Genomic DNA, 23008 nt, shown 5'->3' with positions numbered 1-23008 from the left:
GAAAAGCCTGCGCACGTTTCGGCGTGCGCAGGCTTTTTTCAGTTGATCACGATGCTGCCATCAGTCTGCTGTTTGTAGACGGTGTAGGGCAGCAACAGCGTGTCGAGTGCCCCGGACACCACGGCATCGATCAACACCACGGGAATCGCGGCGTTTTTGTAATCGTCGGCATCAACGCCCTTGCCCAGAGGCGCATGCAGGCTGCAAAAGTCGTAGGCGAGGCCGCTGTAAATCCTTGGCACCGCCCCGCAATAACTTTTCTGCTCCTTGAGGCTGTCCACCGCAGCCTGATCACTGCGCACCACGGTCTGTACGGTCCCGCAACCGGCAAGCGTCAACGCTGCCAACACCATTGCCTGAAATCTCATTACCGCCAATCCTTCGCCGGAAAAACCTCAATCTACGCCGAACATGCGGAAAAAGCACTCAGGCCATCGGTGGCAAACGGCGCTTCACCGGTGTCTTCTTGACGATGGCGGTATTGGTTTCGGCCAAGGTATTGAGGCGGTCGAGCAGGGTATCCAGTTGTTCCATCGAGCGCACATGCAGGCGCGCGATAAAGCAGTCCTCGCCCGTCACCTTGTCGCACTCGGTGAATTCGGGAATCGACAGAATCTGCCGTTCAACTTCCTGTAACTGTCCCGGCAATGGCCGCACCCGGACGATGGCCTGCAATTGGTAACCAAAGCATTTCGGGTCGATCTCGACGGTATAGCCCTTGAGCACACCGCGTTCCTCCAGGCGCCGCAAGCGTTCAGCCACGCTTGGCGACGATAATCCACTGATCTGCGCCAGCGCTTTGAGTGAGCGCCGTGAATCTTCCATCAAGGCGCTGATGAGGATCTGGTCAATGTCGTCGGTCATGGAAAACTCCAGCATTAGGCAATTGACGGAAACCACCCTCGATAAAAAAGGCAGATTGCGAGTTTAGCCTGCTTTTTGCTCTGGAGCGTTTGCGTGTTCGCTTGGCATACTTTTGCCACAAAGACAGGAGATCAATGATGGACAAGACACTGCGTCACGGCTCATTTGAAATGACCGCCGCCATGCTGATATCCGGGACGATCGGCTGGTTTGTGCTGGTCTCCGGGCAACCGGTACTCGATGTAGTGTTCTGGCGCTGCGTGTTCGGCGCCGGCACCTTGCTGTTGATCTGTGCCGCTTTCGGCTTTCTGCGCCCGGGCATTCTGACCCGCACGACGTTCTTGCTCGCGGTGCTGAGCGGGGCGGCGATTGTCGGTAACTGGGTGCTGTTGTTTGCCTCGTATTCTCGCGCTTCGATTGCGATCGGCACGGCGGTGTACAACGTGCAGCCGTTTATGCTGGTCGGGTTGGCGGCACTGTTTCTCGGCGAAAAAATCACTCTGCAGAAGTTGTTCTGGCTGGCGATTTCGTTCATGGGCATGTTGGCGATCGTCAGTGCCCATGGCACTCAGGGCGAGAGCGGCAATGACTATCTGATGGGCATCGCGTTTGCGTTGGGTGCGGCGTTTCTGTATGCGATTGCAGCGCTGATCATCAAGCGCCTGACCGGCACGCCGCCACATCTGATCGCGCTGATTCAGGTCTGCACCGGGATCTTGCTGTTGGCGCCGTTCGCGCATTTCAGTGCGCTGCCGCAAGCGCCGAGCGCCTGGGCCAGTCTGGTGACGCTGGGCATCGTCCACACCGGTCTGATGTATGTGCTGCTGTACGGCGCGATCCAGAAATTGCCGACCGCATTGACCGGCGCACTGTCGTTCATCTACCCGATTGCGGCGATCTTCGTCGACTGGTTCGCGTTCGGCCATCGTCTGGAAGTTCTGCAATGGCTCGGCGTGGCGGCGATCCTCTTGGCCGCTGCCGGCATGCAACAGGGTTGGGGCTTGAAGTCCCGGCGACTGGCCGCGCAGTAACCCTCAGATGTTCCAGCGCGGTGCGGTTTTTGCCAGGCGCTGGCGCATCTCGGCGATGTTCGTCGCCAGTTGCCGGGTCAACAGTCGGTAGCCATCCAGCGTGCTGTAAACCGGCGCATCGAGGTTGGCTTCCGGCAACTCGAGCGACTTGTCCAGGCGTTGCGAGGCGCCGGTTTTCAGCGCCCGGGCCATGCCGATCAGTTGCACGCGAATCTGCCGGTGCTCGGCCTTCAGCGCTGATTGCAGATGGGCCATGGCTTCTGGATCGTTGGCATCTGGTCGCGTGTTGCCGAGGATTTCCAGTGTGCTGATGCACATGCGCAGATTGCGCTGGATGGCATCGAGTTCGGTCATGGAAATCTTCACTTCCTTGGACACTGACGGCATCAGTGAACGCAACTGCACCATCACCGCGCCGAGACGGCCCATCAATTTCAAATGCTCATCGGCGCTGACCGGTTGGCCGCTGATGATGCGTCCGTACACCGTGGCGCAATCTCGCAAAGCATCGGCGAGGTTGTAGCGCCACGAATACACCGCGTAGAGCGGCAGGGCAAAAGAGAAGGCCAGAGCGAGGGCGATGCCGATCAGAATATCGACCCCGCGCCACAAACCATCGGTGATCGGATTGTCGCCATGCCCGGCGACGATGAACACGGTGATCGCCGAAAGCAGGGCGGTGTAACCCCCCTTGCCGATGGCGTGATAGGAGAAGAAACCGCAGACCACCGCCATTGCAAAATACGTCAGCCACGGCATGCCGAGCCATGCCTGCTGCGCCACCAGCAGCAACCCGACGCCGGCACCGATCAAGGTGCCGGTGGCGCGCTCGGCGGCTTTCTTGCCGATGTTGCCGTGGTGCTGCAAACCACCGATCACCACCAGCATGGTCACTGACGCCCATTCGCCGTGGGGCAGGTTGATGCCGGTGGTCAGCAGGATCGTCGCCAGCAAGCCGAGGGCCACGCGCACCGCATGAATCAGCCGCGCGTGCCGGTAGCGTCGATAAGGATCAAGCAACGGTCGCAAGACACGGCGCAGCAAGGGCGGAAGTCGATGGGTGCTGTAAGTACTCAGTGCGGGCCTCTCGTGATGGCGGTTCAGATCAATGGAACGGGAAAATGTAATTCATCCATGCTGCCATACGCAGGAGGATTTTGCGCATCGTGCCAATGTGGTGGAAGTGCTGACTGTAAAACGCGGCCTGCCCGTAAGCACCGCCCGGCATCAGCTTGCTGTACTGGGCGAACTCGGGATCGGTGATTTCGATGATCACCGGCACACGCCCGGCCGGCGGCGAACCGGTGTAGCCGATCAGGGTGCCGGAAGGTTGCACCTGACCTTCGGCAATCACCCCGATGACATTTTTCACCCGACCGGCGAACACCTTGCCGGGAATGCCGTCGAACGCGACTTCCGCCTCATCGCCGACGGTCAGGCGCAGCAGGCTGTTCTGGCGCATCCACGCAGCAAAATATTGGCCTTCCTCGGGAATGAACACCATCGAGGGACGCAACGGCAACTTGCTCGCCATCATCCCCGGCCGCAACGAAACATGGGTGACGAAGCCTTTGCTCGGCGCGCGGACGGTGGTGTTGTCCAGCTCGAACTGGGCGTTGTCGAGTTGCGCTTGCAAATCGTCGGTGCGGGCAATCGCGGCATCCAGTTCACGCTGGGTGCCGAAGTTGCGCCGGATCAATTCGGTGATCCGGTAGCGATCACCCTTGGCGGCGATCAGTTGCGCCTTGAGCGACTTCACCCGGTTTTGAAACGGCGTAGGGTCGATGCGAAACAGCACGTCGCCTTTTTCCAGCGGCTCGTTCCCTTTCACCGGCACGTCGATCACTTGGCCGCTGATGATGGGAATCACCGGCACAGAAACGAAGTAAGTGCGCGCCACCTCGGAGTAGGGATGGTTGTAGTTCATGGTGAAAATCAAGGCGCCGATCATCAGGATGCCGCCCAGTACGGCGGTGGGCACCGTCCATTTGTTCAGCGGGATACGGAAGATCTTGAACACTGCGACGCAGATCGCGGCGTAAGTCAGGATGAGCAGTAGATCCATGGCGTTCAGCCCTCCCGGTTGTGGGGAGCAGTGGCATTCGCCGCTTCGAGTCGCTCGAGGCGTCCTTGCAGTTCGATCACCTGTTGCTCCAGGCGAGCGACATGGTTTTGCACGGATTTGCCGTCACCGAACCCCCAGCCGCGATCTTCTCGATAGGCCATCGCCCAGATCCACAGGAACGGCCAGAGCGCATGCAGCGTGAACAGACTGACCCAGCCAGTGGCATGGATTGCATCCTGATGCGGATGGTTACGGTGCACAGCAATTTCGTAGGGAATGTCATGCAGCACGATGATCCCGTAAAACAGCACGAGCCCGGCAAACACCAACACGCCTAACGCGAAGTAATCCAGCATGATCAAGCTCCCGGCATCCAGCACAGTGCTGGCATCAGTGTAGACACTGATTTGCCGGGCGCTTGGCGACTTTGGATCAGAACCGCATGTGGTCGCCTTCTTGCTTATTCATGATGCGGGTGACAGTGATCAGAAGATGTAATCGGTGGTCAGGAAGCTCGAGTCACGCCCGCGAATGATCTCGCTGATCAGGTCCTTGTTACTGTCCTGGAACTTGGTCGCCACCAGCGTACGGATCGAGAACACCCGCAATGCATCGTGTACCGACAGCGTACCTTCCGCCGAATTCTTGCGGCCGTTGAACGGGTAAGTGTCCGGCCCGCGCTGGCATTGCGCGTTGAGGTTGATCCGCCCGACCTGGTTGGCAAAGGTGTCGACCAGACGACCGACCGCCACCGGGTTGGTGCCGAAGATGCTCAACTGCTGGCCGAAGTCCGACTCCAGCACATAGTCGATCACGGTATCGAGATGACGGTACGGCACGATCGGCACAACCGGGCCGAATTGCTCTTCCTGGTAGACACGCATCTGCGGATTCACCGGGTACAGCACTGCCGGGTAAAAGAACGAGGCGCGCGATTCGCCGCCATTGGGGTTGACCACTTCGGCACCCTTGCTGCGCGCATCCGCCACCAGACCGTGTAGATAATCGACCTTGCCCGACTCCGGCAGCGGCGTCAGCGACACGCCGCTGTCCCATGGCATGCCCGGTTTCAGCGTGGCCAGTTTGGCGTTGAATTTCTCGATGAAGCTGTCGACCACGTCTTCGTGGACGAAGAGGATTTTCAGCGCGGTGCAGCGCTGACCGTTGAACGAAAGTGAACCGGTGACCGCTTCGCTGACGGCGTTGTCGAGATCGACTTCCGGCAGAACGATGCCCGGGTTTTTCGCATCCAGCCCTAGTGCGGCGCGCAAACGGTGCGGTTTCGGGTGCAGTTTCTTCAGATCGCTGGCGGCTTTGTTGGTGCCGATGAAGGCGAAGATGTCGATCTTGCCGCTGGCCATCAGCGCACTGACGGTTTCGCGGCCACTGCCGTAGATCACGTTGATCACGCCGGTGGGGAAGCTGTCGCGGAAGGCTTCGAGCAACGGACGGATCAACAGCACGCCGAGCTTGGCCGGTTTGAAGACCACGGTGTTGCCCATGATCAGCGCCGGAATCAGCGTGGTGAAGGTTTCGTTCAGCGGGTAGTTGTAAGGGCCCATGCACAGGGCGACGCCGAGCGGCACGCGGCGGATCTGCCCGAGGGTGTCCTGTTCCAGCTCGAAACGGCTGGAGCGGCGATCGAGCTCCTTGAGCGCATTGATGGTGTCGACGATGTAGTCGCAGGTGCGGTCGAACTCTTTTTCCGAGTCCTTGAGGTTCTTGCCGATCTCCCACATCAGCAACTTCACCACGGCATCGCGCTGCTGACGCATGCGGCCGAGGAAAGCTTCGACGTGCTGGATACGTTCGGCCACGCGCATGGTCGGCCACAGGCCCTGGCCACGGTCGTAGGCACGTACGGCGGCGTCGAGGGCGGTGAGCGCGGTGTCGGCATCGAGCAGCGGGGTGCTGCCGAGGATGACTTGTTCGTCGCCGTTGTCACCTTTCAGATAGACCGGGCTGCGCACAGTGGCGAGCGGGCCGTCCCAGCGGCGCAACTGGCCGTCGACCAGATATTCGCGTTGCTCGACCTGAGCGTCGAGGCGGTATTTTTCCGGGATGTCGCTGACAGAAGGGAACAGGTTGCCAAGGATGTTTGCTGTGGTCATGTCGCTACCCCGTGTTGATGTCCGTATGCAGATCAAAAAGCCTTCACAGGTTATACGCCTGAATGCGCCGAAATTTAAACCCGCAAATGTCACCCGAATGTCACGCAAAGGCGCAGAGCAGAGGGGGCTGGCAACACCGCGAACTCTGTGGGAGCTGGCTTGCCAGCGATGTGGCCGGTACTTTCAACATCTTCATTGCCTGACACACCGCTATCGCTGGCAAGCCAGCTCCCACAGGGTTTTGTGTCTATAGCCGATCCCGAGGCGAGTCCTGGCTGGCCCCGTTTGCCCCCCTCGCTGTCCCGCAATGCCCTCAACCCGTTGCACCCGCTGCCTTACTGTGTGAACACAACAATAAGCGAGGCCGTTATGCGGGCAATCCGACTGACTCTACTGCTGGCGTTGGCCATGGCGCTGCCTGGCTGCGGCGACGACCCCAAACCCCCAGCCAGCGCCAACAGCAACGCCGTGCCCAACGACCCGGCACTGGCGCAGATCTATACCAACAGCTGCCAGCTCTGCCACGCCAATCCCGCCGCCAACGCACCCCTCACTGGTGATCGCAAAGCCTGGGAGCCGCGCCTCCAGCAGGGCGCTGACACGCTGCTCGATCACGCCATCAACGGCTACAACGGCATGCCGCCGATGGGCCAGTGCGTCGAGTGTTCGGAAGAGCAATTCCTGCAATTGATCGGCTTCATGGCCGACCAGCCCCTCCCTCAATAAGGTGCCCGGCATGACCATGGATCTGACACGGCGTCAGTTGTTGCAACGGGCAAGCATTGTCGGCGCGTTCAGCGCGTTGGCGAGCCACCCGGCACTGGGCCAGTTGATGCGTGCGCCGCGTTTGATTCCGTGGCGCAACTGGTCGGGCGGGCAAAGTTGCCTGCCGGCCGCTCGGTTGGCGCCGAAGAATCTCGATGAACTGACGACGGTCATCAAGCAGGCACAAGGCAAGATTCGCCCGGTCGGCTCGGCGCATTCCTTCAGCGCGCTGGTGCCCACTGACGGCACGCTGTTGTCGCTGAGCTACTTCACCGGTCTGCTCGATCACGACGCGAAAACCTTGCAAGCCGAATTCGCCGCCGGCACACCGATGTCGCGCATGGGCCAGCCGCTGAAAGACATCGGTCAGGCTCTGCAAAACATGGCTGACATCGATTACCAGACACTCGCCGGGGCCATTTCCACCTCAACCCACGGCACCGGCAAAAACTTCCAGTCGTACTCGGCGCATGTCTGCGGCATGCAACTGGTGACGGCCAGCGGTGAAGTGCTCGACTGCGACAGCCAACGCCATGCCGAAGTATTCAACGCTGCCCGCGTCTCCCTTGGTGCCCTCGGTGTGGCAACAAAAATCCGCCTGCAAAACCGCCCGGCCTATCGCCTGCGCGAACGCCAGTGGATCGCCAAGACTGAAGAACTGCTGGAGGACATCGACAACAACACCCGTGAAAACCAGCACTGGGAAATGCTCGTCGTTACCCATTCCGACTACGCCTTGTCGATCGCCCTCAATGAAACCGACGACCCGGCCACGCCGCCGATCAGCCCGGAAGAAGAGGGCGGTAACGAGTTCGTCACCCTGATCGAGAAGATTGACAAGTACGGCAGCGACTTCCCCGACCTGCGCCGCACGCTGCTCAACAACTTGCGTCATCTGGCCAGTTTCGATGATCGCGTCGGCGACTCGTTCGACATCTACGCCAACGTACGCACCGTGCGGTTCAATGAAATGGAATACTCGGTGCCGGCTGAGCACGGCCCGGCTTGCCTGCGGGAAATCCTCAAGCTGATTCAGGATAAGGATCTGCGCACCTGGTTTCCAATCGAATATCGCTACGTCAAGGCTGACGACATTCCGCTGAGCATGTTCGAGGGCCGCGACAGTTGTTCGATCTCGGTCCACCAGCATTATCAGATGGATCATCACAACTTCTTCGCGGCGGTTGAACCGATCTTCTGGAAATACAACGGCCGACCGCACTGGGGCAAGTTGCACACGCTCAACGCGAAGAACCTGCAAGCGCTATACCCGCGCTGGCGCGAATTTGTCGACGTGCGCCAGGCACTGGATCCGAGCGGGCGCTTTCTCAATGCGCATCTGGCGTCGATATTGGGGGTGAGCTGATGGCGGTCAATCGACGCAATTTTCTGCTTGGCACGTTGGGGTTTGGCGCATTGTTGGTGGGCGTAGGCGCGTGGTTGCGGCCGGGAGACCACGGCGCGCCGTACAGCGATTATTTCCGCGCACTGAACAAAGAGTTAAAGGAAAAAGGCCCGATGCGCCCGGTGCTGCTGATCGACCTGGATCGGCTCGATCACAACATCGATGTGGTGATGCAATCGGTCAGGCGCGGCGGCAAACAATTGCGCCTGGTGGAGAAGTCGCTGCCGTCACCGGGACTGTTGAGCTACATCGCACAACGTGCCGGGACGCAAAAATTGATGTCATTCCATCAGCCGTTTCTCAATCATGATGCGCAGGTATTTCCACAGTCCGACATCCTGCTCGGCAAGCCATTGCCGGTGCGTTCGGCAGAGCTGTTCTACCAAACCCACAAAGGTCCGTTCGATCCCGCAAAGCAACTGCAATGGCTGCTCGACGGCCCCGAACGTTTGCAGCAATACCTTGCGTTGGCGAAGGGTTTGGGCACGCGGATGCGTATCAACATCGAGCTGGACGTCGGTCTGCATCGTGGCGGGGTCAGTGATGAGCAGGTGCTGGGGCAGATGCTCAAACTGATCAGCGCCAACCCGCAGCACCTGGAATTCGCCGGGTTCATGGGTTACGACCCGTTCGTAGGCATGGGCGTGCCGGGGATTCTCGGCTCGCCCGAGGAACTGTTCGCCAAGGTCATGGTGATTTATCAGCGTTGTGTTGATTTCACCCGGCAGCATTTTCCAGCGTTGTGGCATGACGGTTTGTGCCTGAACACCGCTGGCAGCCCGAGTTATCGCATTCATGAAAAAGAGAAGCTCAGCACTGAAGTTTCGGTGGGCACGGCGATGCTCAAACCGACGCACTACGATTTGCCATCGCTCACCGAACACGTCCCCGCGACCTACATCGCCACGCCCGTATTGAAAAACACTGGTGCGGTGAATATTCCGGCGCTGGATGGCAAGTCGAAGTTGTTTTCGTGGTGGGACCAGAATCAGCGCCAGACTTTCTTCATCTACGGCGGCAACTGGATGGCCGAGTTCGAATCGCCAGCCGGTTTGCAGAGTAACGGGGTGTACGGCCGCAGCTCGAATCAGGAAATGGTCAATGGCTCGAATGCCGTGGGATTGGTTGTGGAAGATCAAGTCTTCCTGCGTCCGACGCAGACTGAAGCAGTGCTGTTGCAGTTTGGGGATTTACTGGCGGTGCGGGGTGGCAGGATCGTTGAGGTGTGGCCGGTTTACGCCTGACTCCAAATTTTTGAGTTTGTCTACTGTCAAGTCTTACAGTAGATCTCGTGTCCGCGATGGCTGTACTAATGGTAGTGACACAGTCTATGCAGCATGCATTGAAAGTTCAGACTGTGCCGCTCTTTCAATAGACAAATAGCCTATCAGGATGACAAAAATGAAGACGGACACTGAAGTGGTAGTAGCCAATGCAACAGGCCTGTTTGAGGTGGAAACCGACCAGCTCGGAAGCATGCGCGCAGATATTGTTACCCTTGACGACACAACCTACGGTTTCAGCGTTTTTGGACGTCAGGGTGTGGGCGGAAATATGGAGCCAAAAAAACAATTGCTATTAACGTTTCCCAAAAGAGAGTCGTTTCTAATATATGACGCGAAGGATTTGCTGGATGTGAAATACATCGACTACAGCGAATCTCACTATTTCGAATATGTTGTTGAGTCTGGTTCATTTGCTGTCTCGTATACAGAGTCACCCAGGAAAGCCACCGGGTTGTTCAGTATGGATATGAAGTTGAAAGGCTCTCCGGTTCCACCAGGACCGGAGAGGCTGAAAGTAAAAGGATTCTTTCACTTGAAGAACGACTAGACATACTTGAATGGGGGACTGAATTACCGTGTGGCGCCTGCGTGATATTTCGTTAAGTCATCTATTCGACAGGTGCTGGCCCCTGACTCGAGTCCAACCCGAGCCGACTTAAGCCAAATACAAATAAAACGGTAAACCTGTGGGAGCTAGCCTGCTAGCGATGGTGTCCCGTCAGCCGACATCAACTCGACAGACACACCGCCATCGCTAGCAGGCTAGCTCCCACAGTATTTTGTTGTGTCTGTGATTTCTCGACCAATTCTGTAATGAAGCTTTTATGACAAAAGTTCGGTAGCACATCGCCAGTCCGGTCATGCCTATGTAACGCGCTTGAGGGGCCCAACGGGGCGCTTTTCACAAGCCGAGGCGGGACGCCGGGAGTGAGGCAATGGGGACTATGGAACGCTACTCGAAAGTGGGCATGCAGGAACTCGATCAACGCCTGTCGAAGATCGTCGAAGCCGCGCGCAAGAAGCCGGTTTCGGTGTATCGCTACGGCGCGCCATGGGTCTGGATTGTCTCGCAGGATGACTGGCAGGGCGCCTTGAAAGAGGTCTCCAGCTACATTCCGCCGGGCCATTCGCTGGTGTTGCTGCGCCCGCAGATCGACGACTTGCTCGACGCCCACCGCGAGCTCCTGCACGACCTCAATGCCGAGCCGGGCATGCTGATTCCCGCGCACACGGTCATGCACATCTTGCTCCTGCAACTGCTGTATTCGGTGCCCAGCGAGCAGCAACTGTATGAACAGCTCAATTACAACCTGTTGTTCCGCTGGTTCGTCGGTCTTGGCCTGAACCAGAAAGTCTGGAGCTTCAACGCCCTCAGTCGCGACATCGCCACGCTGCTCAACGAGCCCCGGGCGGTGCTGCTCATTCAAAAAATCATCGGCGAAGTGTTCTGCGGCGCGTTGCTGCAAATGCCCGAGTTCTCCTTGAACTTCGCGCTTTTGCACACGTGGCTGGGCAAACACGCCTGCGCCTCGACAGCCAGCAATTGACGCCATACACGCGGCGTTCGAAACGCCAACAGGTCATCGCGAATTCAGGGGGTAGTGTGGAACCGATTTTCAAGTCACGGCTGGCGCTGTGGGGCTGGCTGCTGGTGACGGCGGGCGCGCAGCCGGCATTGGCCGAAGAGGCCGCCAACAACGCAGCGGCGCAGCGTCTGGTCGACGTCAACGAGTACTTCGTGCGCGGCAACACTGTGCTCGATGCGCGGGCGATTGAAGAAGCGGTGTACCCGTTCCTCGGTCCGCAAAAAGCTCTCAGTGACATCGAAGGTGCGCGCGACGCATTGCAGAAGGCCTATCAGCAACGCGGCTATCAATCAGTGTTCGTCGAGCTGCCCGAGCAAGCCGTTGCCGATGGCATCGTCTACCTGCAAGTCAGCGAAACCAAGGTCGGCCGGGTACGTGTGGTCGGCGCCAAACACTATTCGCCGCTGGACATCCGCGACGACGTCCCGGCGCTGAAGGAAGGCGAGGTGCCGGACTTTGCCAAGGTTCAGGGCGAACTCGCGCAGCTCAACAAAACCCCGGGGCGGCAAGTCATGCCACTGGTGCGCGAAGGTCAGCGCCCCGGCACCATGGACGTCGATTTGCAGGTCGAAGATCAAAACCCGTGGACTGCGAGTGTCGGCCTCAACAACGATTACAGCGCCGACACGGAAAAACTGCGCACGGTCACTAGCCTTGGCTACAACAACCTCTGGCAACTCGGCCATAGCGTCAACCTGACGTTCTTCACTGCGCCGCAGGAAACCGATAACGCCAAGGTCTGGTCCGGCTCCTACACCGCGCCGCTGACCGATCGCTGGAGCGTGCAGTTCTCCGGTTACCAGTCCGACAGCAACGTCGCCACCATCGGCGGCAGCAACGTGCTCGGCAAGGGCCACTCCTATGGCGTCTCGGCGATTTACACGCTGCCCTCCAGCGGTAACTGGTCGAATTCGCTGTCCGCCGGCATCGACTTCAAGGACTTCGACGAACGCCTGACCTTGTCCGGTGAGAGCGACAAAGTCCCGCTGCAATACGCACCCTTTACCTTCGCTTACAACGGCTATCGCTACACCGAGAAGAGCCAGCTCGGCCTCGGTCTGAGCCTGGTCGCGGCCACTCGCAGCATCTTCGGCTACGGCAGTTCCGACGAAGACTTCGACTACAAACGCTACCGCGCCAAACCGAGCTTCGCCGTGCTCAAGGGCGACACCAACTACACCTGGACCTTCGACAGCGACTGGCAGAGCGCAAGCAAAGCCGCTTTCCAGTTGGCCTCGGGGCCACTGGTTTCCAACGAACAGTTCTCTGCCGGTGGCGCGACCTCGGTGCGTGGCTATCTGGCCGCCGAGCGTACCGGCGATGACGGCTTGCTGCTCAGCCAGGAAGTGCGCACGCCATCGCTGGCCAAGTACGCCGGCACGTGGATGCAGGACTGGCGTTTCTATGCCTTCGCCGAAGGCGCACAGCTTTATCTGCGCGACGAACTGCCGGACCAAGACGCCAATTACGCCCTGGCCAGCGTCGGCCTCGGCACCCGCGCCAGCCTGAGCAAATGGCTGTCCGGCAGCCTCGACTGGGGCTATCCGCTACTCGAAGGGCCGAACACCTCGAAACAGGAATCGCGCCTGCACTTCAACCTTCAAGCCACTTTCTGACAAGGAGCACGTTCATGCAGCGCCTCTTTCTTTCGTTGTTGATCTGCCTGGGCTTCGTGCTCCCGGCCACGGCTCAGGCCTGGTGGCAGGACGACTGGCATTACCGCAAACAGATCGCTGTCGACACCACGCCACAAGGCGCGGCGATCAATCAGGCCCTCGGCCGCACCGCGCTGCTGGTGCGCCTGCACACTGGCAATTTCACCTTCGACGGCGTGAAAGAGGACGGCTCGGACCTGCGCTTCGTCGCCGCCGATGACAAGACCGTGCTCAACCACCAGATCGAAAGCTTCGATGCGCTGATGGGCATGGCGCTGATCTGGGTCGATGTGCCGAATGTCGAGGGCGGTCAGCGCCAGGACATCTGGATGTATTACGGCAATCAGAAGGCGCCGGCGACCGGCAACGGCCAACTGACGTTTGATCCGAATTACACCGCGCTGTATCACTTCGACGGCGCCACCGGCACCCCGCCGAAAGACACCACCGCCTACGGCAACACCGCACAAAGCGCGACCGGCGCGGCGATTGACGGCGTGGTTGGGCGCGCCTTGCAGTTTAGTGGCCAGCCGTTGTTGCTGCCGGCCAGTCCTTCGTTGCAACACAACACCGGCAGTGCGTTCACTTTCAGTGCCTGGCTGCGTCTGGATCAGGCCAGTGGCGAGCAACTGATTCTCGCTCGCCGTGAAGGCGCCAACAGTCTGCTGGTCGGTGCCAATCAAGGTGTGCCATTCGTTGAGATCGATGGCCAACGTGCCGTCGCCACACAAGCGCTGAATCCGGGCCAATGGCAGCACGTTGCGCTGACCGCTGAAGGCTCGAAAGTGACCCTGTTCATCAACGGTCGCGAAGCGGCCACGCTCGCTCAAGCGGTGCCGGCCTTCAACTCGGTCATGGCCATCGGTGCTGACGTGCACGAAGGTCCGTTCCAGCCGTTTGTGGGCGCTATCGATGAATTGCGCCTGTCGAAGGTTTCACGTCCGGCAGCGCTGTTGCTGGCCGACGCTACCTCGCAAGGTGCCGAGTCGAAACTGGTGGCTTACGGCGTCGATGAAGAGCAATCCGGGTTCGGTTTCGGCAGTCTCGGCTTCCTGCTCAACGCGGTGCCGATCGACGCTTGGGTGATCATCGCCGTGCTGGTGCTGATGATGTTCCAGTCGTGGATCATCATGCTGCGCAAGAACCGCAGCCTCAGCCGCGTCACTGCCGCCAACGAAGACTTCCGTGTGCAGTTCGCCAAAGTCGGTACGCGTCTGGAAATGTTCGCCGACGACGCGCAACTCGCCCAGCGCTTGCAGCATTCATCGCTGTGGCGCCTGTACCTGGTGGCGGTCAAAGAGATCCGCACTCGCCGCGAACAGGGCGCCGATACCTCCTCGGTTTCGGCTGCGACCATCGAAGCGATCCGTTGCTCGATGGACGGCGTGCGTACCCGCGAAAATCAGCAGCTCAGCTCGAAGCTCTCGACCCTGTCCAACGCCATCGCCGGCGGCCCGTACATCGGCCTGCTCGGCACGGTGCTGGGGATCATGGTGGTGTTCCTCGGCACGGCGATGGCCGGTGACGTCAACATCAACGCCATCGCACCGGGCATGGCTGCCGCATTGCTCGCCACCGCGATGGGCCTGTTCGTCGCGATCCCGGCGCTGTTTGGCTACAACCGCCTGATCACCCGAAACAAGGAAGTCAGCGCCGACATGCGTGTGTTTGTCGACGAGTTCATCACGCGGCTGGCGGAGATGCACGGCGAGAGTCAGTTCAATGAGTCGGCGCATCGCGGCCATCACGCCAACCACTCCGTACCGGCCTGAGGAGCACTGACATGGCGTCTGTAAATGCCTCCCACGACGATGACGAAGATGCCGCGGTAGACAGCATCAACATCACCCCGCTGGTCGACGTGCTGATGGTGGTGCTGGTGATGTTCATCCTCACCGCCACCGCGCAGGTCTCCGGGATCCAGATCAACCTGCCCAAGGCCAGCGCCTCCGTGTCGCTGTCCGAGGCCAAGACCAAAGCGATTTCGGTCAACGACGGCGGCCAGGTGTTCCTCGATGCCTATCCGGTGACGTTGGCCGAGCTGGAAGAACGCCTGCGCATCGAAAAGGCACAGAGTCCGGATTTCCCGGTGATCGTGCGCGGCGACGCGACGGTGCAATACCAAAAAGTCATTGAAGTGCTGGATCTGTTGCGCCGGCTCGAACTGTCCCAAGTCGGTCTTGTGACCGGCAAACCGAGTCAGGGCTGAGTCATGACCGCACAACTCCCGATCGAGCCGCTGCCGGTGAAAAAGCCAGCGCTGCGTTACGCGAAGTGGGGCGCCGGATTGCTCATCGGTGCGCTCGCCGCATGGTTTCTGTGGCAGTGGGCCAATGACATGAGCGGCATTCGCCGCGAAGCGCCGAAGGTGCCGACGATCATTCCGCTGCCACCACCGCCACCTCCGCCGCCGGAAAAACCGCCGGAACCGGAAACCCCGGTGGAAGAAAAAGTCGTCGAGCCTGAGCCAACGCCGGAGCCGGAAGAGGTCAAGCCCGAGGAAGAAGCACCGCCATCCCCGGCGGACGATCTGGCCAACCCGATGCAAATGGACGGCGATGCGCAGTCCGGCAACGACGCTTTCAACATCGGCGCGGGCAAGGGTGGCGGCATGGCTGGCACTGGTGGCGGGCGTCTGGGCACGGGCACGTACAGCCAGTTTCTGGCGTTCACCTTCCAGCGTTTGCTGCGTGAGAACCCTGAGCTGCGCAACCTCGCGTTTTCGTTGCAGGCCGATGTCTGGCTGAGCAGCGTCGGCGAGATCACCCGCGTCGAGCTGATCAAGTCGAGCGGTAACCCCGAGATTGATACGCAAGTGCTGGCCGCGTTGCGCGGTGCTCCGGCCCTCAGCGAACGGCCACCGGCCTCCATCACTTTGCCTGTGCGCCTGTCCCTGCAAGGGCGGCGTCCGGGTTAATTCATTTATTTACGCTTTGGCAAAAGGAGTTGTGTGCAGATGATTTCCAACGTGAATCGATTGTCCCTGGCGGTCGGCATGGTCATTGCGACCCTGGTCGGTCAGGCCGTGGCAGCGCCTGCGCCCTCGGAGAACGCCACGATCAATCTGATCCGCTTGCTGGTCGAGCAGGGCATTCTGAAGCAGGACAAGGCCGACGCGCTGATCGCTCAGGCGCAGAACGAAGCGGCCCAGGCCAAACAAGCTGCGGCATCCACCGCCGTAGCCGCCGGGCCAGTGGCGGCGCCGGGCGACGTCCGTGTGCAATATGTGCCGGCAGCGGTGCGTGACCAGATTCGCGATCAGGTCAAAGCCGAAGTCATGGCCACCGCCAAACAGGAAAACTGGGCCGCGCCCAACAGCTTCCCGGAATGGGCTGCGCGCATCAGTTTCGACGGCGACATTCGCTTGCGCAACGAATCGCGCTACTACTCGGACAGCAACAGCAACGAGATCGTCGACTTCGCCAAGCTCAACAACAACGGCCCGTACGACGTGAATCCGAACAGCAGCACCAATCTGCCGCCGCTGCTCAACACCCGCGAAGATCGCACCAACCAGTTCCGCATCCGTGCACGGCTGGGCATGAAAGCAGAGATTTCGCCGCAATGGACCGCCGGCATTCGTATCGGCACCGGCTCGGACAACAACCCGGTATCGACCACGCAAAACCTCGGCGGCGGTTTCGCCAAAAAGGACATCTGGCTCGATCAGGGCTACCTGAACTGGAAGCCTACGGATGAATTGACCCTGACCGGCGGGCGCTTCGCCAACCCGTTCATGTCCACCGACATGCTTTATTCCAACGACCTGAACTTCGACGGCGTCGCGGCGATTTTCGACCACAAGCTCAATCGCGATTGGGGCGTGTTCGGCACCGTCGGTGCGTTCCCGGTGGACTACACCAACGACACCGCCAGCAGCAACGGTTTCGACAAGGAAGAGAGCGACAACAAGTGGTTGTACGGCGCGCAGATTGGCGCCAAATGGGCAATCAACAGCAACAACCGTTTGAAAGGTGCACTGGCCTACTACCGCTTCGACGACATTCAAGGCCAGCGTTCCAGCCCTTGCGAACCGTGGGCCGGCGCGCCGGGCTGTGACAGCGACGGCAGCCGCGCGGCGTTCATGCAGAAGGGCAACAGCGTGTTCCTGCTGCGCGACATCACGCCGAACCCGCTCAACCCGACCACCACGCCGCAGCCGCAATTCGTTGGTCTCGCCTCCGAATTCAATCTGCTTGATCTGAACATGGTCTGGGATGCCGACCTGCCAGAAGACTTCAAGCTGCGCAGCCAGGGCAACTACATCCACAACCTCGCGTACGACGAGGGCGACATGCGCAAGCGCTCGGCCGGGCAGATCGTCAACAACCTCGACAGCAACGGCGACATCGAAAGCGGCGCCAATGCGTGGATGGTGCAGTTCACCCTCGGCAGCGCGCTGGACCTGAAAAAGCAGGGCGATTGGAACATGTTCGCCGGCTACAAGTATATCCAGCCGGATGCCTTGCCGGACGGCTTCAACGACTCGTCATTCCACCTTGGCGGCACCAACGCCAAGGGCTATTTCATCGGCGGCAACTACGGTCTGGCGAAGAACGTATACGCGACCGGTCGCTGGATGAGCACCGAAGCGGTGTACGGCGCGCCGTTCGACATCGACGTCTTGCAGCTTGAGATCAACACGCGCTTCTAAGGCGCCGGGAGAGGGTTATGAAAACGCGATTTGTGTGGCTCGGGCTCGGGCTTTTGATCGCCACTGGAGCGCATGCCGAAGGCATGGAAGAACGCCTGCGCACGCAATTGCGCAGCACCACGCAACAGTTGCAGGCCCTGCAAAGTCAGCAGGCCCAGGCCAGCGCCGCGCAACTGGTGGCGCAAAACGAAGCCAAGGCTGCGCAGGCGCAAATCAAGCAATTGAGCGCTGAGCTGGCCAAGGCCAAAGGCGTCGCCGAGCAACTCGCCGGGCAGCAACAGAGCCTGCACAGCCAGGCGCAAGCACAAGTGGCGGCCAGCGCCGAGCAGACCGGCAAGTTCAAAAAGGCCTATGACGAGTTGCTGGTCATGGCCCGTGCCAAAGAGGCAGAACGGTCTAAGCTTCAAGCGCAATTGGCTGAACGTGACACACAAGTGCAGCAATGTTCAGTCAAGAATCAGCAGATGTACGGTGTCGCCAAACAGATCCTCACTGCCTACGAAAACATCGACGTGGCCGAGGTGATGAAGATCCGCCAGCCCTTCGCGGGCAGCGCCCGGGTCAAGTTCGATGAACTGGCGCAGGGGTTCGGTGACGAGCTCTACAAGACTCAATTCGACGCGCCGCAAGCCGCGCTCTCGCACTGATAAACAAGGAAGAAGTAATGACTCAATTGATCAGCCATGTTTCCCCACAATCCCTGACCGACGTCCTGCAAGCCGCCGGTTATCGCGTCAACCAGACTGAACAGAACGGCATCGTCCAGTTGCTCAGCGCCAGTCAGGGCATTGGCTACGCCGTGCGTTTCGGCAACCCTGCGGTGGAGCAGGGCAGTTACGTCGACTTCACGTTCAGCTGTGCGCTGCGCGTGCAGGGTGAGTTGCCACAGGGTGTGGCCGAGCAGTGGAACGCCAGCCGCCGGTTTGCGCGGTTGTCGTTGCAGGGCGAGTTTTTGGTGATGGAAATGGACGTGGTGGTGGCGGCGGGCGTGAGCAACGAGCACCTGCGCGGCAACCTGGAATTGTGGGATCGCCTGCTGCAAGAGTTTATTGTTTATCTGCGTGACTTCACCCAGAACGGCAGCGCGCAGACCGCCAAAGTCGCCGTCGCTGAGCAAGAGGAAGTCGCGCTGTGAAAAAGCCTGCCATGGTGATCAGCGCTGCGGCAGTGGCGCTATTGGTGGTGACCGTGGCGCTGGTGGTGCGGCCGGGCAGTGACCCGGTCGCCGCCCAGCAATCGTCGCCGCTGGCGGCGGTTGCAACGGGGCCGGCGGTGGCGCGGTTGGGTAATCAGCAGGTAACCCCTGCGGAACTTCAAACGTTGCTGGCGACGGTGCCAGCGGAAACCCGCGAGCAACTGCGCGGCAATCGTGAGGCACTGGAACGCTGGATTCGCACGCGGCTGGCCGAGAAAGCGGTGCTGGAACAGGCTGATGCGCAGGGTTGGGCGCAGCGTCCGGAGGTTGCGCGGCAGACTCGTGCGGCGACTGAGCAGACTGTGTTCCGTGATTACTTGCGTTCGGTCAGCCAGGTGCCGGCGGATTATCCGAGTGCGGCCGAATTGCAGCAGGCTTATGACGCCGGCAAAACCAATTGGCAGACGCCGGCGTTGTATCGGGTCAGTCAGATTTTTCTCGGCGTCAATGATCCGCATAATCTTGAAGCGGTGCGCAAGCAGGCGCTTGAAGTGAGCAAGAAAGCTCAGGCAGCACCGGCGGAATTTGCCGCACTGGCGACTCAATATTCGCAGGATCGCGTCACCGCTGAACGCGGCGGCGATAGTGGCCTGCAACCGTTGCAGCAATTGGTGCCGGAAGTGCGAGGCGCCGTGGCGCGGCTCAAGGTTGGCGCCATCTCTGATCCCGTCCAAAGTGCCGCCGGGTTCCATGTGATCAAGCTCACCGAGCAACAACCGGCGCGGCTGGCGACCCTCGACGAACTGCGCGATCAATTGACCCAGGCCTTGCGTGCGCAGCGGCAGGAGCAAATCGCCCAAGCGTACCTCGACGGCATGCTCAATACCGCGACGCTCAGCATCGACGGTGCCGAGCTCAACAAAGTCCTAGAGGAAAAAAACTGATTTCACCTTCACTGAGTGACCTGTGGGAGCTGGCTTGCCAGCGATGGCGGCTTACCAGTCACCCATGATGTTGGATCTGCCGGCCTCATCGCTGGCAAGCCAGCTCCCACAGGATCTCCACTGGGTTCAGAAATAGTTTAAAAGTGCTGAAAGCCACCAAAATACAAAGATCGACAGGGAGTCATCGATGTCATTCACCGAACCCGCAGGACGACAGGGCAACTCCGATTACCATTGGCCACACAACAAAAGCGAACCTTGGCTTTCGCACGCCGCGACGATTGACGCCGACGTCGCCCAATACTTCCTGGTCAGCGCCCGCTGCGGTTGCTTCATGCAAGCCGCGCGCAGCCTCAACGTGCGCTCGACCTTGCTGCGCAAACAACTGGCACAACTCGAACAAGAACTGCAACACACGCTGTTCAGCTTCCAGGGCAGCGCACTGAGCCTCACCCGTGAAGGCCAGCAACTGCAGGCCAAACTGATAGCGCTGGCCAACGAACGCAAACTGCCGGTGATCGAACAGCCACTGATCCGCCTCGCCGTCGCCGAATCGATCCTCCACGACATCCTCGGCCGCGACCTGATCGCACTGCTGCGCCGCAACGCCAGCGTACGCTTGGAAATCATCGCGCTGGACAGCGAATTGTCGCTGCGCGCCGTCAGCGCCGACGTCGTCCTCTGGCTCTCCCACGGCGAAACCCCACACCCGGGCCCGACCTTCGCCACCAGCGAACCGCAAGCGCTGGCACGCCTCGACTACCTGCCACACATCGCCAAACGCTACTCCCGCGTCACCGCCCGCCCGGACACACCCGACGACCTAGCCGACTTCATGCTGGTGCAATGGCAACACGACCGCCAGATCGACAGCTTTCGCCCATGGAATGAACTGGTCGAACAGCGTCTGGCCGGGGTGGTGCAGATGCAGTCCTATGAATTGATGTTGGAGATGATTCGTTGCAGCGCGTGCATTGGTTTGTTGCCGGCGTATATGAGCCGCTTTGACCGGGGCCTGATCGCACTGCCGGGGTTGTTCGAAGAGCCCATGCGATTGCAGGCATGGCTGGCGGTCAACGCCGAGTCACAGAATGTGGCCGAAGTGCAAACCCTCACCGACCTCATTCATCACACTTTCTCCGAGCGCCACGAATGGTTTCAGTCCTGATTCACATCTATTGTGGGAGCGAGCCTGCTCGCGAAAGCGGCCTGACATCTGTCACAGTTCGCTTTCGGGCAGACTCATGTTACTGGATGACATTATTCACGCTATGATTGGGCAGTAAATTTGATGTTGTCTACGCTGACAGTCAATAGGTTGCCGGTCTCGGCAGAGGCTCCATCAAGACTGAACTCCACTCTTTTAATACCGGGTTGCTCAACGGCCACCACCTCATATTCAGTATGGTCCACTGCACTGATTTTTTTAGTCTCCAGTAGGGTTGCTTTGTCGTCGTAAAAGGTAGCAGTAAATACGCCGTCAGGAGTGCCGCCCGAATACACCTTGTACTTAAATTCAATGCTTGAACAAGGCACTTTTATGTCCATTGTCACGAGTAAAGATCCTTCCACTCGGCGCACAAAATACAGGTAATGCTCACCGGCGCTATTGATGATTTTTAGATAACTTTTTGGCTCCGCTGCTGAAGTGATTGTCATGTAGTAGGTTTCGAGAGTCGTGAAAGGCCCTTCAGGGTAATCTACGAATTCTTCGATAAAAAATTGCTGGAGTAGGGTAAATGTTCTTGCGGGAGAACTCGACAAACCCTCCGGAGTTTTGGCGGTAAAGCTGTACGTGGACGGGGTCAGGCCTCCTATCGATAAACGCCATTCGCCGGTTGATGTATCTGAGGTAGCCTCGCCTTTGGACACCTCTCCGTCGAACACCTCAATGTTCTGACCTGGGGCGGCTGTGCCGCTTATCTTAAATGAAGTTTCTACCGTAATTCCTTCATTGAGAATCTCGATACCGCTGCCCAAGCCTTTGATTGACGTTAGCGTTGGTAAAACATGGGTCGAGTACTTCTTCATGTTGAAACTCCTGCATTAAGTGTGGAAGGAGCCATCAAAGCGCAAGCTGAAGAATCGCGCACCTGTCAGATCTGACAGGTGCGAGCTAAAATCCGACGGGCGGCTGAGTTGCAGGTTTGTGTCAAATAACGCAAACGGTGAATGAAAGATCGCTTTCGCGAGCAGGCTCGCTCCTACCGTATTTACTCTCGCCAGACAGACAACTGGCAGTTTAGAGTGGTCGGCCACACATCGATCCAGGAAGGATCCGCCATGCCCGATCACAACGCCGCCATTCATATTGAACGCTTCAGCGAGTCGCACCTCGAGGCTGTCACGGCGCTTTACAACGAGCGGGCCGTCACCCGGCAGGTGTTGCAGATGCCGTTTCAGTCAATCGACGTCTGGCGCCAACGGTTGCTGGCGGAAAATGAACGGGTGTTGAAGCTGGTCGCGCTGCATCAGGGCCAGGTCATTGGCCATCTGGGGCTGGAAAACTATTCGCGGATTCGTCGCAGCCATGCCGGCAGTGTCGGTATGGCAGTCGCTGTGGCGTGGCAGGGCAAAGGCGTGGGGTCGAAGCTGTTGGCGGCGGCGCTGGACGTCGCCGACAACTGGATGAATCTGCACCGCGTCGAACTCTCGGTTTACGCCGACAACGAGGCCGCCATCGCGCTCTACCGCAAATTCGGGTTCGAGACCGAAGGCCTGTTTCGCGATTACGCGGTGCGCGACGGGCAATGGGTCGACACCCTGAGCATGGCCCGCCTGCGCAATCGCCCGAAAACCTGACTCAGTCGCCCAGCGCGAACGCCACCGCCGACTGTGCATGCAGTTCGGTGGTGTCGAGCAGGGGCAGGGCGCTGTGTTCGGGTTTGATCAACAGGCCGATTTCCGTGCAACCGAGGATGATTGCCTGCGCGCCACGCGCGGAGAGGGATTCGATCACTCGTTGATAGATTTGCCGAGACTGATCGCTGATCACGCCGACGCAGAGTTCGTCGTAGATGATCCGGTGCACGTCCTTGCGCTCGGCTTCGACCGGCACCAATACCGTCAAACCCTGAGCAATCAAACGTTGCTTGAGAAAATCCTGCTCCATGGTAAATGCCGTACCGAGCAATCCGACCGTGCGCGCATCGATGTCCAGAGCCGCCTGTGCGGCCGGTTCGGCAATGTGCAAAAACGGAATGCTGATCGCCGCCTGAATCTGCTCGGCAACCTTGTGCATGGTGTTGGTACACAGCACCACGCATTCGGCGCCGCCGGCTTCGAGCCTGCGCGCAGCATCGACCAGAATCGCTGCCGCATCGTCCCAGCGCCCGGCGTGCTGGGCCTGTTCGACAGGGCCGAAATCGACGCTGTGCATCAGCAATTGCGCCGAGCGCAACGGGCCGAGACGATCCCGGACTTGCTGATTGATGAGTCGATAGTATTCGGCGCTGGATTCCCAGCTCATGCCGCCGATCAGGCCGATGGTGCGCATTGGATGTCCTC

The 23008-nt window shown here is 59.5% G+C and carries 24 protein-coding genes; 16 read left to right on the top strand and 8 right to left on the bottom strand.

Annotation, left to right across the window (positions count from 1 at the left end; translation table 11 throughout):
• Positions 1-38: 38 nt before the first annotated feature.
• Both ACZZ0A_RS12205 and ACZZ0A_RS12200 read right to left on the bottom strand, forming a co-directional pair.
• A complete protein-coding gene (locus tag ACZZ0A_RS12205) occupies positions 39-368 on the bottom strand; it encodes a YceK/YidQ family lipoprotein (RefSeq protein ID WP_007915447.1) in 330 nt (109 codons plus the stop codon).
• Between the two features lie 58 nt (positions 369-426).
• On the bottom strand, positions 427-864 hold the full coding sequence (locus tag ACZZ0A_RS12200) for an Lrp/AsnC family transcriptional regulator (protein WP_007915449.1): 438 nt from the start codon (positions 862-864) through the stop codon (positions 427-429).
• Positions 865-1001: 137 nt separating this feature from the next.
• On the opposite strand from ACZZ0A_RS12200, the gene ACZZ0A_RS12195 reads away from it, so the two are divergent.
• Positions 1002-1895 carry a DMT family transporter gene (locus ACZZ0A_RS12195; protein ID WP_463543162.1) on the top strand — a complete coding sequence of 298 codons (894 nt, stop codon included), beginning with the start codon at positions 1002-1004 and terminating at the stop codon, positions 1893-1895.
• Positions 1896-1898: 3 nt separating this feature from the next.
• On the opposite strand, the gene ACZZ0A_RS12190 is transcribed toward ACZZ0A_RS12195, so the two are convergent.
• The 4 genes from ACZZ0A_RS12190 to ACZZ0A_RS12175 all read right to left on the bottom strand — a co-directional run bounded on the left by ACZZ0A_RS12190 (position 1899) and on the right by ACZZ0A_RS12175 (position 6071).
• Entirely contained in the window at positions 1899-2939 is a 1041-nt protein-coding gene (locus ACZZ0A_RS12190; RefSeq protein WP_463543161.1) for an FUSC family protein, read from the bottom strand.
• A 61-nt stretch (positions 2940-3000) separates the two neighbouring features.
• Positions 3001-3960, bottom strand: a complete 960-nt coding sequence (locus ACZZ0A_RS12185) for an HlyD family secretion protein (RefSeq protein ID WP_463543160.1) — start codon at positions 3958-3960, stop codon at positions 3001-3003.
• A gap of 5 nt (positions 3961-3965) precedes the next feature.
• The gene (locus ACZZ0A_RS12180) at positions 3966-4316 is read right to left on the bottom strand and encodes a DUF3302 domain-containing protein (protein WP_095112030.1); all 351 of its coding nucleotides are present in this window, start codon (positions 4314-4316) and stop codon (positions 3966-3968) included.
• 129 nt (positions 4317-4445) lie between these two features.
• Positions 4446-6071 carry an NADP-dependent glyceraldehyde-3-phosphate dehydrogenase gene (locus ACZZ0A_RS12175; RefSeq protein WP_123375415.1) on the bottom strand — a complete coding sequence of 542 codons (1626 nt, stop codon included), beginning with the start codon at positions 6069-6071 and terminating at the stop codon, positions 4446-4448.
• Positions 6072-6440: 369 nt separating this feature from the next.
• Here ACZZ0A_RS12175 and ACZZ0A_RS12170 point away from each other — a divergent pair, with 369 nt between their 5' ends.
• The 14 genes from ACZZ0A_RS12170 (at position 6441) to ACZZ0A_RS12105 (ending at position 20669) form a co-directional block, all read left to right on the top strand.
• The gene (locus ACZZ0A_RS12170; RefSeq protein ID WP_463543159.1) at positions 6441-6797 is read left to right on the top strand and encodes a c-type cytochrome; all 357 of its coding nucleotides are present in this window, start codon (positions 6441-6443) and stop codon (positions 6795-6797) included.
• 76 nt (positions 6798-6873) lie between these two features.
• Positions 6874-8202, top strand: coding sequence for a D-arabinono-1,4-lactone oxidase (locus ACZZ0A_RS12165; RefSeq protein ID WP_463544093.1), 1329 nt, complete (start codon positions 6874-6876; stop codon positions 8200-8202).
• 74 nt (positions 8203-8276) lie between these two features.
• On the top strand, positions 8277-9485 hold the full coding sequence (locus tag ACZZ0A_RS12160; RefSeq protein WP_463544092.1) for a DSD1 family PLP-dependent enzyme: 1209 nt from the start codon (positions 8277-8279) through the stop codon (positions 9483-9485).
• A gap of 157 nt (positions 9486-9642) precedes the next feature.
• Positions 9643-10074 (top strand): hypothetical protein, encoded by a 432-nt coding sequence (locus tag ACZZ0A_RS12155; protein WP_447785674.1) that lies wholly within the window; start codon positions 9643-9645, stop codon positions 10072-10074.
• A gap of 388 nt (positions 10075-10462) precedes the next feature.
• Positions 10463-11074 carry a transposase gene (locus ACZZ0A_RS12150; protein WP_463543158.1) on the top strand — a complete coding sequence of 204 codons (612 nt, stop codon included), beginning with the start codon at positions 10463-10465 and terminating at the stop codon, positions 11072-11074.
• A 56-nt stretch (positions 11075-11130) separates the two neighbouring features.
• Positions 11131-12729 carry a ShlB/FhaC/HecB family hemolysin secretion/activation protein gene (locus tag ACZZ0A_RS12145; RefSeq protein WP_463543157.1) on the top strand — a complete coding sequence of 533 codons (1599 nt, stop codon included), beginning with the start codon at positions 11131-11133 and terminating at the stop codon, positions 12727-12729.
• A 14-nt stretch (positions 12730-12743) separates the two neighbouring features.
• Entirely contained in the window at positions 12744-14540 is a 1797-nt protein-coding gene (locus tag ACZZ0A_RS12140; protein WP_463543156.1) for a DUF2341 domain-containing protein, read from the top strand.
• 11 nt (positions 14541-14551) lie between these two features.
• The gene (locus tag ACZZ0A_RS12135; RefSeq protein ID WP_007915482.1) at positions 14552-14977 is read left to right on the top strand and encodes an ExbD/TolR family protein; all 426 of its coding nucleotides are present in this window, start codon (positions 14552-14554) and stop codon (positions 14975-14977) included.
• Between the two features lie 3 nt (positions 14978-14980).
• Positions 14981-15685 (top strand): energy transducer TonB family protein, encoded by a 705-nt coding sequence (locus ACZZ0A_RS12130; protein WP_007915486.1) that lies wholly within the window; start codon positions 14981-14983, stop codon positions 15683-15685.
• A 39-nt stretch (positions 15686-15724) separates the two neighbouring features.
• A complete protein-coding gene (locus ACZZ0A_RS12125; RefSeq protein ID WP_220558807.1) occupies positions 15725-17422 on the top strand; it encodes a putative porin in 1698 nt (565 codons plus the stop codon).
• Between the two features lie 17 nt (positions 17423-17439).
• A complete protein-coding gene (locus ACZZ0A_RS12120; protein WP_463543155.1) occupies positions 17440-18069 on the top strand; it encodes a DNA repair protein in 630 nt (209 codons plus the stop codon).
• A gap of 17 nt (positions 18070-18086) precedes the next feature.
• Positions 18087-18557, top strand: a complete 471-nt coding sequence (locus ACZZ0A_RS12115) for a YbjN domain-containing protein (protein WP_123375406.1) — start codon at positions 18087-18089, stop codon at positions 18555-18557.
• Positions 18554-19501, top strand: coding sequence for a peptidylprolyl isomerase (locus tag ACZZ0A_RS12110; protein ID WP_463543154.1), 948 nt, complete (start codon positions 18554-18556; stop codon positions 19499-19501). The genes ACZZ0A_RS12115 and ACZZ0A_RS12110 overlap by 4 nt, the downstream gene beginning before the upstream one ends.
• Before the next feature lie 187 nt (positions 19502-19688).
• Positions 19689-20669 (top strand): LysR family transcriptional regulator, encoded by a 981-nt coding sequence (locus ACZZ0A_RS12105; RefSeq protein WP_463543153.1) that lies wholly within the window; start codon positions 19689-19691, stop codon positions 20667-20669.
• 101 nt (positions 20670-20770) lie between these two features.
• Here the strand turns inward: ACZZ0A_RS12105 and ACZZ0A_RS12100 are convergent, their stop codons facing one another.
• The gene (locus ACZZ0A_RS12100) at positions 20771-21532 is read right to left on the bottom strand and encodes a hypothetical protein (RefSeq protein ID WP_007915492.1); all 762 of its coding nucleotides are present in this window, start codon (positions 21530-21532) and stop codon (positions 20771-20773) included.
• A 252-nt stretch (positions 21533-21784) separates the two neighbouring features.
• On the opposite strand from ACZZ0A_RS12100, the gene ACZZ0A_RS12095 reads away from it, so the two are divergent.
• Entirely contained in the window at positions 21785-22303 is a 519-nt protein-coding gene (locus ACZZ0A_RS12095; protein WP_007915494.1) for a GNAT family N-acetyltransferase, read from the top strand.
• Between the two features lies 1 nt (position 22304).
• Here ACZZ0A_RS12095 and ACZZ0A_RS12090 read toward each other — a convergent pair whose 3' ends face one another.
• Positions 22305-22997, bottom strand: coding sequence for an aspartate/glutamate racemase family protein (locus tag ACZZ0A_RS12090; protein ID WP_463543152.1), 693 nt, complete (start codon positions 22995-22997; stop codon positions 22305-22307).
• Positions 22998-23008: the final 11 nt, after the last annotated feature.

The sequence above is a fragment of the Pseudomonas sp. AC242 genome (assembly GCF_979258655.1).
Note: the sequence above shows the minus strand (reverse complement) of the source record. Positions and strands in the feature narration are given on the sequence as shown.